Consider the following 7,356-nt stretch of genomic DNA (forward strand, 5'->3'; position numbering starts at 1 on the left):
CGGCACCGGCGACATCTCCGATCGCCTCGTCTCCGATCTGCTCGCCATCGGAGGTGAGATCTCAGCCGTCTGGGGGCGAAGCATGGAGCGCTCCTCAGAATTCGCCTCGCGTCACGGCATCCCGTTCGCGACCGCGGATCGTCGGGCTCTTCACTCTCGTGACGACCTCGACGTCGTCTACATCGCCACCCCCGCCGTCACACATACCGCGATCACGCTCGAAGCCCTCGACGCGGGTAAGCACGTACTCGTCGAGAAGCCGATCGCGACGTCGGCTGCCGACGCCGAGTTGCTCTTCGCGCGTGCCGCTCAGGCGAACCGCTTCCTCATGGAGGCGATGTGGATGCGGTTCAACCCGCTGCACGTCGAGGTGATCGACCGGATCGCCGCGGGGGAGCTCGGTACTATCCGAAACGTGCGGGCGAGCTTCGGCACCCCGTTCTTCCCGCGCCCGGGCAGAGAGCGGCCGGAAGACGGCGGCAGCATCCTGCGCGACAGGGGCATCTACCCGGTCGCCCTCGCGCACTGGTTCCTCGGCGAGCCGCGCGCTCTCGACGCCCGAGGCGTCGTCTCCGAGGAGGTGGACCTCGCGGGGCATGCCACGCTCGAGCACGCTGACGGAGCCTTCGCGCAGCTCGCCTGGTCAGGAGTGGACTTTCTCGATCTCTCCGCGGCGATCAGCGGCGAACGAGGCTGGATCACCCTCGATCCCATGTTCTGGGCCGGCAGCGATGCTCGAGTCCATGCAGGGTCGGCGGAGCGTATCTTCCGCGAGCCGGAGCAGGTGCGGCATCCGCGTGTCGGCAATGGCTATGGCCCGATGCTCGAGGCGGTGGCTGCCGCGATCGAATCCGGTCTGCGCGAGCACCCCTGGCACGATGCGGCGACGACGATCTCGATCACCCGCACTCTCGACCGCATCCTCGCGGACATCTCCTCCGAGTCGCGCTGATCGCGTCCGGAGCCCACCCACAGAAGGAAAAGCATGGACATCTCTGGCAAGGTCTTCGTCGTCACCGGAGCAGGGAACGGCATCGGACGCGAGGTGACGCTGCGTCTGCTGGCCGGTGGGGCCTCGGTCGCCGGTGTCGACCTGAACGCCGCGGGGCTCGAAGCGACCGCAGCACTCGCGGCTGTCGGCACGCGATTCACTCAGCACGCGGTGAACATCACCGACCGGGATGCGATCGACGCGCTTCCCGACGCTGTGATCGCGGCTCACGGACAGGTCGACGGCGTCGCGAACATCGCCGGTGTGATCCAGAAGTTCGTCAAGGTCAACGACCTGCCGTTCTCCGAGATCGAGAAGGTGATGAACGTCAACTTCTGGGGCGTGATGAACGTGTGCAAGGCCTTCCTGCCCCACCTTCTCGCCCGGCCGGAGGCGTCGCTGCTCAACGTCGCGAGCATGGGATCGTATGCACCGGTGCCCGGTCAGGCGGTCTACGGCGCCTCGAAAGCCGCGGTGAAGCTTCTCACCGAAGCGCTCTACGCCGAGCTTCTCGACACGAATGTGCACGTCACGGTGATCTTCCCTGGAGCGATCAGCACCGGCATCGCTGCGAACTCTGGCGTGGACCTCGGCGGAGATGCGTCGGCGGAGAACAGCACGTACAAGACGACGACGCCGGAGGAGGCCGGACGAGTGATCGTCGACGCGATCCGCAAGGACCGCTTCCGGGCGACGATCGGTTCGGATGCCGCGGCCATGGATCGCCTGTCGCGCCTCAACCCCAAGTTCGCGACGACCATGATCGCGAAGCAGATGGGTGCGCTGCTCGCCTGAGATCAGCCTGCCCGACGACATCACCCGCGCATCTTCGTTTGGGGCCGCTTCGAGCGAATGGCTCTACGCCTCAGCACGTCGCGATCGTCGAGGGCGTCCATACGCTCGCGATGGACGAGTTCGACACACGACACGATGACAGTGCGAGACGTGCCTGCCGAGGCGTTCTGGTCGGTGAGTGTCTATAACGCCGAGGGATACTTCGAACCCGGCCCATCGGGCATCACCAACGATGCACTGGCGTCCTGGGTCGCCCCAGAGATCGTCCCTGCCTAGCGCTCAGTATCTCGGGTGTCGGGATGCGGTTGCGCCCGGCGCCAGTCGGGTGGGGCATTCGCGGCATCTGATCGAAGTGCCGCGCTCAACCGCAGGATTCGTACGGCGGCTCGTCGAGGGTCGTCGCCGTCACAGCCCAGATGATGTCGGTTCCGGCCGTGTAGGTCAGGAAGACAGAACCGGTATCGGCTTCCGACTCGACCGCGAGATACCGGCGATCGCCGACGCTTTCGATCTCGACCGCGTCGGGGTACGCGGCCAGCGCCTCGTCCACCCGGGAACCGAGACCAATCCCCTCGGCTGTCACGGGGCCTGTGGCCGGCTTGCCCTCGAGGTCGACGGGCGAGGCGGACACCTGCACGAGGTCGACCACCGCGGGATCCTGCTCCGAGACTTCGGGGCGCTGGACGGTCAGCATGTATCCGTCGTCCTCAGCGGACGCGAGCCAGGGACACGCTTCCACCGGAGTCGCACCCGCAGCCGCCACGGCTTCGTCGAAGGGCGCGCCCAGTTCGACATCTCCGATGCCCGACGGGCTGGCGTCCGCCGGGGCGGACGCGCTGGGCGACGGGCTCGGCGCGGGATCGGCGGGTGCCGTCACCGTCTGCGTGACCGTCGGGGTGGGTGACGCGGGGGCGGCGCACCCGGCCAGAAGAGCGCCGGCGACGGCTATCCCGACCAGGGGTGAGAGGATGCGTGCACGGCGAGCCCGGGGTCGTCTGGTGTCGATAGCCATGCTTCGACGCTAATGGCGCGGCCGAGCGGTGCTCGTCGATTCGGACGGGATTCCCAGATGGCGAGGATGCTGCCTCAGCCCCATGCATCCATCAACGACCCGAGCTCGGACGGGTGGGTGAGTCGCCACCACTCGGTGGGCGGGTCGATGGTCCCCGCGATCTTCACAGGAGCAGTGACGGTGTTCGGGCCGGCCGTCCAGGTGACGCTCCCGACGACCGCGCCGTCGCGGTAGGCGGTCGGCGTATCGATGGCCATCGCCACCTCGATCGGGGTGTCCGACCAGGTGAAGATCGACGCGTCGTCTCCAATGACGAGCGTGGCGGTGGATCCCCAGGGGGTCGAGATCGACCCGACCTCCTGGCCGGCGGTCGCGACCGGCACCTGGTGGAAACCCGAGCGGATGCTCTCGAGCTCGGCGATCACGGTGGCGTTGACGGAGTCGCGCGACGCGCCCCCGAGGATGACGCCGGTGATCGCGAGCGGATCGGCCGCGCCCACGTCGAGTGTCGCGGTGTACAGCAGATTGTGTCTGCCCTCGCCCAGGTTTCCGGTCTTCAACCCTGTGATCCCGGCTGTGCCGAGGAGGCTGTTGGTGTTGTGCAGACGACCGGCGCCGGGGATCGAGACCGACGGGGTCGCGACGATCTGAGCGATCGCCGGGTTCGCGGCGGCGAGCTTCGCGATGGCCAGCAGGTCGGCGGGCGTGCTGGTGTTGCGCGGACTGATGCCCGTCGGCTCCGTGACCGTCGTTCCGGTGAGTCGGTGGGATGCGAGCCAGTCGCGAGTCGCGCCGAGGAACGCGTCCTGCGATCCGAAGATCCGTGATGACAGCGCCTCGGCGTAATTGCTCGCGGAGGGGATGAGCATCACGGCCAGGGCATCGTGCAGCGACATCGAGATGCCGGTGGGCATCGGGGCGATGGTCGCTCCCTGCACGTAGTACTCGTCGTAGAGATCGTGGTCGGCTCTGCCGAACGTGATGGTCGGCCCGGGGTCATCCGCCGAGGAGAGCGGCGAGGCGTCGAGGATTACGAGGGCGGTGATGAGCTTGGTGATGCTCGCGATCGGAAGCGGTTCGCCCGTCCCTGCGGCCGACCACGTGCCGCTGGCCGTCTCGCCCAGATAGGCGTCGGCGCCGGCGATGCTGATCGCTGATGCCGTAGCCGGAGGTGTCGCGAGGGCAGCGGCGACGCCGACCGGTGCCTGCGGTGCGCGGGTGGTCACCGCCGGCGGATTCACCGACGCCGTGAGCGCCCACCCGATGTAGCCTCCGCTCACCGCAAAAAGCAGCACGACGCAGACGGCCGTGATGACGAGTCCTCGTCGCCTGCGTCTTCTGCGGACCGCAGGATCGATTCGATCGCCGCTGAATTCCTGCTCGTTCGCCATGAGGTCCGCGAGATCGGACAGAGCGTCCACCGGCTGATCGGGTGCCGTCATCGAGAGCCCTTCATCGCGCTCCACCTGTCGCTCGCATTCCTCAGAAAAGGCCATCCTCGCGTATCTCCGCAGCCGCCGGTATCGGCCGTTCGGGGGACACGGGCGCGGCAGCGGCAGCGGGGTCGCGCTCTTCAGCCGGTATGGAAAGAGGGGCCGGGGCGATCGCGCCCCGGCCCCTCTCTCACTGCGCTTCGCCTCAGCCCGCTGCCGGGGCGATCTCGTTCGGCGTCACGTCGAGTTCGGTGCTGGCGAGCACCTCACCCGTGGTCAGATCGACCGCGTGCACGCTGTTCGCGGCCGGCTCGGTGACGTAGGCGACGTTTCCGGCGACGACGATCGCGGGATGGGCGTCCTGCCACTCGGCCGGCCCCTCCCACGCCTCGACGACGGGGAAGCTGTCGGTGATCTCGCCGGACTCCGGGTCGAGCACGTGGATCGATCCGTCGCTGCTGAGGATGTAGGCGAGGTCGTCCGGTCCGCGCACGATGTCACGGAAGGTGTACTCGACGCCTGCAGGCAGGTCGACGACCTCGAGCGTCTTGGCCTCGGTGTCGATGAGGGTCACGGCGCTGAGCAGGTATCCCTCGGCGTCGACGTCGTTCTTGTAGTCGCCGACGATGATGGGGCTGGTCTCGCTGACGTACGCGTTGCCCATGCGGCCGTAGGGCTGGTCGGGGGCGTCGACCTTGGTGATCTCGCCGTCGTGGTAGATCAGCGCGCCGTTCTCGCACCCGAAGACCACGGCCTCGTCCTCGGCGGTGCCTTCGCCGTGCACGCCGGGGCACTGGTCGGACGAGGCGATCTCGGTGCCGTCGGCATCCTTCGCCACGATGCCGTTGCGCCCGTCTGCGTTGCCGACGGTGGTCAGGAACGTGCCGTCTTCGAGCACGACCGAGACGCCGTGGTGCGCCTCGACGCCCGGGACGGTCTCGACCTCGGGCAGGCCGTCGGCGCTCGCGAGGTCTGCGGTCTCGAAGATCGTCGTGTCGCTCGTGCCGTCGGCGTAGAGCACGGTCTTGTCGGCGTGCCGCACGACGTGACCGGGGGTGTCGGCCTCGAAGACCGTATCGGTGAGCTCGGGCTCGTCGGTCGTTCCGGCAGCCGTGTCGAGCACCTGGAAGCCCTCGCTCATGGTGACCATGACGTGTCGGTCGTCGCCGGCGGCGTTGAGACGCGTGAACGGCTCTGACTCGAAGTCGGCGACGGTGTCGAGGGTCTCGCCGTCGAGCACGAGGATGCCGCCCTCATAGGCGACGGCGACGCGGGGGCCCGCCTGCGCGTCGGAGGCGCTGCCGTCTGAGGTCGATGCCGGCGCGGTCGAGCCGCCGGCGCATGACGCCAGGGTGACGACGGCGCCGAGTGCCGCCGCGCTGATCAACGCGCGACGAAGGGGGGAGGTTCGCATGTGCATTCCTCTTTCTCTGTGGTGGGGTCTCAGGAGGTGAGACCGGTGGTGATGCGCTCGGTGTTGATGCGCATCATGGTCAGGTAGTCGGGGGCGCCCTCGTCGGGGCCGGTGAGTGATTCGGTGTACAGCTCGATGACCTCGACCTGCACGTTCGCCTCGCTCGCGAGCGCCTGGACGAGCCGGTCGGGTGACGACGACTCGGCGAAGATCGCGGGCACGCCGGTCTCTTCGATCGCGTCGACGAGGTCGGCCAGATCGGATGCCGAGGGCGCGGCGAGCGTCGTGCCGCCGGGGATCACCGCTCCGACGATGTCGAAGTCGAAGCGCTCCGCGAGATAGCCGAAGACGTGGTGGTTGGTGACCAGTGCTCGGCGCTCGTCGGGAATCGTCGCGAACGCTTCGGCCATCTCGGCGTCCAGGGCCTGGAGCTCGGCGCGGTACTCCTCGACGGCGGCGTCGAGACTGTCGATGTCGATTCCGTCGATCTCTGCGAGCACGGGTTCGATGGCGTCGACCACGTCGATCATGCGCTCGGGGTCGGTCCAGAAGTGCGAGTCCGGCATCCCGGCGGCGTCGCCCTCGCTGTAGTCGAGCACCTCGATCGCATCGCCGGCCACGAACGCGGGCACGGTGTCGGCCGCGTCGAGATGCTGCTGCAGACCCTCTTCGAGGCCGAGGCCGTTCGATACCAGCAGGTCGGCGCTGCGCAGAGTGGCGGCCTGCTGTGCCGAGATCTCGAACGAATGCGGGTCTGCGTTGGGCTTCATGAGCGTCACGACCTGCGCCTGCTCTCCGACCAGTTCTTCGACGACGTCGCCGAGGATGTTCGTCGAGACGACGATGGTCGGGCGGGAGTCGTCCGTCGCCGAGCAGGCGCTGAGGCCGATCACGGCGAGGGTGCTCACGGCGAGGGTCGAGAAGATCCGTGGGGCGCGCATGTCAGCGTCCTGTCTCGGCGACGAACGCCGGTTCGGTGGCGGTCTCGAACGTGCGGGCGATGCGCGCGGCATCCGCGTAGTCGATCTCGTAGAGGAGGTGCTCGGCGGGCGCGCTCAGATAGGCGCGGTGCTGATCGGCGATGAGCGTCGGCTGGGCGCCGGCAGACAGGGACTGCGCCGCGAGCGGAGCCGTCTCGGCGAGCACCGTGCCGTCGTCGCCGTTCAGCACGAGCACTCGGCCGTCCTGCGCGAGCGCGAGCACGTGGCCGTCTTCGTCGTCGACCGCGGTCACGTGCGCGAGCGGGGCGGGGGAGGGGAGGAGCGTCCACGACCTCGCGCGGGTGTCGAGCATCCAGATCCCCTCGGAACCGGCGAGACCGGCGACGGTGGGGCGTCCCTCGCGGTTGTCGAACGATGCCGCGGGCGGGGCGGTCGTGCCGGCGGGGTAGGGGATGCGCTCCACCCGCAGTTCGTCGCCGTCGACGTGCGCGAGCAGGGCGCCGTCATGGCAGCCGATGACCGCGCCGACCCGTGTCGTGATAGTGCCGGCAGGCGCGATGCAGGGCTCTTCGAGACCCGTCTCCTCGCCCGCTGCCGTGTAGCCGCGCACGCTCGCGCCGATGCCGTCAGCCGCCGCCTCGGTGACGAGCGCGAACGAGCCGACCGGCACGACGAGGCCCTCGTGCGGCTCGCGCTCGATGCGGAACAGCTCGCTGATCTCGCCCTTCGACCGCGCCTGGGTTGCGAGCAGCACGGCAGCCCCCGAACCC

General features: G+C 68.6%; 7 protein-coding genes and 1 pseudogene. 3 read left to right on the forward strand and 5 right to left on the reverse strand.

What is annotated here, in order from left to right; all coding sequences use genetic code 11:
• The 3 genes from J7E68_RS01160 to J7E68_RS01170 form a co-directional block, all read left to right on the forward strand.
• The coding region (locus tag J7E68_RS01160) for a Gfo/Idh/MocA family protein (RefSeq protein ID WP_215169096.1) at positions 1 to 952 on the forward strand (952 nt) is incomplete at its 5' end.
• A gap of 33 nt (positions 953 to 985) precedes the next feature.
• Positions 986 to 1,786 (forward strand): SDR family oxidoreductase, encoded by an 801-nt coding sequence (locus J7E68_RS01165; RefSeq protein WP_215169097.1) that lies wholly within the window; start codon positions 986 to 988, stop codon positions 1,784 to 1,786.
• A gap of 135 nt (positions 1,787 to 1,921) precedes the next feature.
• On the forward strand, positions 1,922 to 2,062 hold the full coding sequence (locus J7E68_RS01170) for a hypothetical protein (protein ID WP_251048505.1): 141 nt from the start codon (positions 1,922 to 1,924) through the stop codon (positions 2,060 to 2,062).
• Between the two features lie 85 nt (positions 2,063 to 2,147).
• Here J7E68_RS01170 and J7E68_RS01175 read toward each other — a convergent pair whose 3' ends face one another.
• The 5 genes and pseudogenes from J7E68_RS01175 to J7E68_RS01195 form a co-directional block, all read right to left on the reverse strand.
• Complete coding sequence (locus J7E68_RS01175; protein ID WP_215169098.1) at positions 2,148 to 2,798, reverse strand: hypothetical protein; 651 nt, start codon at positions 2,796 to 2,798, stop codon at positions 2,148 to 2,150.
• 74 nt (positions 2,799 to 2,872) lie between these two features.
• Entirely contained in the window at positions 2,873 to 4,240 is a 1,368-nt protein-coding gene (locus J7E68_RS01180; RefSeq protein WP_215169099.1) for a D-alanyl-D-alanine carboxypeptidase family protein, read from the reverse strand.
• A 196-nt stretch (positions 4,241 to 4,436) separates the two neighbouring features.
• Complete coding sequence (aztD, locus tag J7E68_RS01185) at positions 4,437 to 5,645, reverse strand: zinc metallochaperone AztD (RefSeq protein ID WP_215169100.1); 1,209 nt, start codon at positions 5,643 to 5,645, stop codon at positions 4,437 to 4,439.
• A 29-nt stretch (positions 5,646 to 5,674) separates the two neighbouring features.
• Positions 5,675 to 6,586 carry a zinc ABC transporter substrate-binding protein AztC gene (aztC, locus tag J7E68_RS01190; RefSeq protein WP_215169101.1) on the reverse strand — a complete coding sequence of 304 codons (912 nt, stop codon included), beginning with the start codon at positions 6,584 to 6,586 and terminating at the stop codon, positions 5,675 to 5,677.
• 1 nt (position 6,587) lies between these two features.
• Positions 6,588 to 7,356: pseudogene (locus J7E68_RS01195) on the reverse strand (ABC transporter); the annotation flags it as partial.

The sequence above is a fragment of the Microbacterium sp. ISL-103 genome (assembly GCF_018613995.1).
GTDB lineage: Bacteria > Actinomycetota > Actinomycetes > Actinomycetales > Microbacteriaceae > Microbacterium.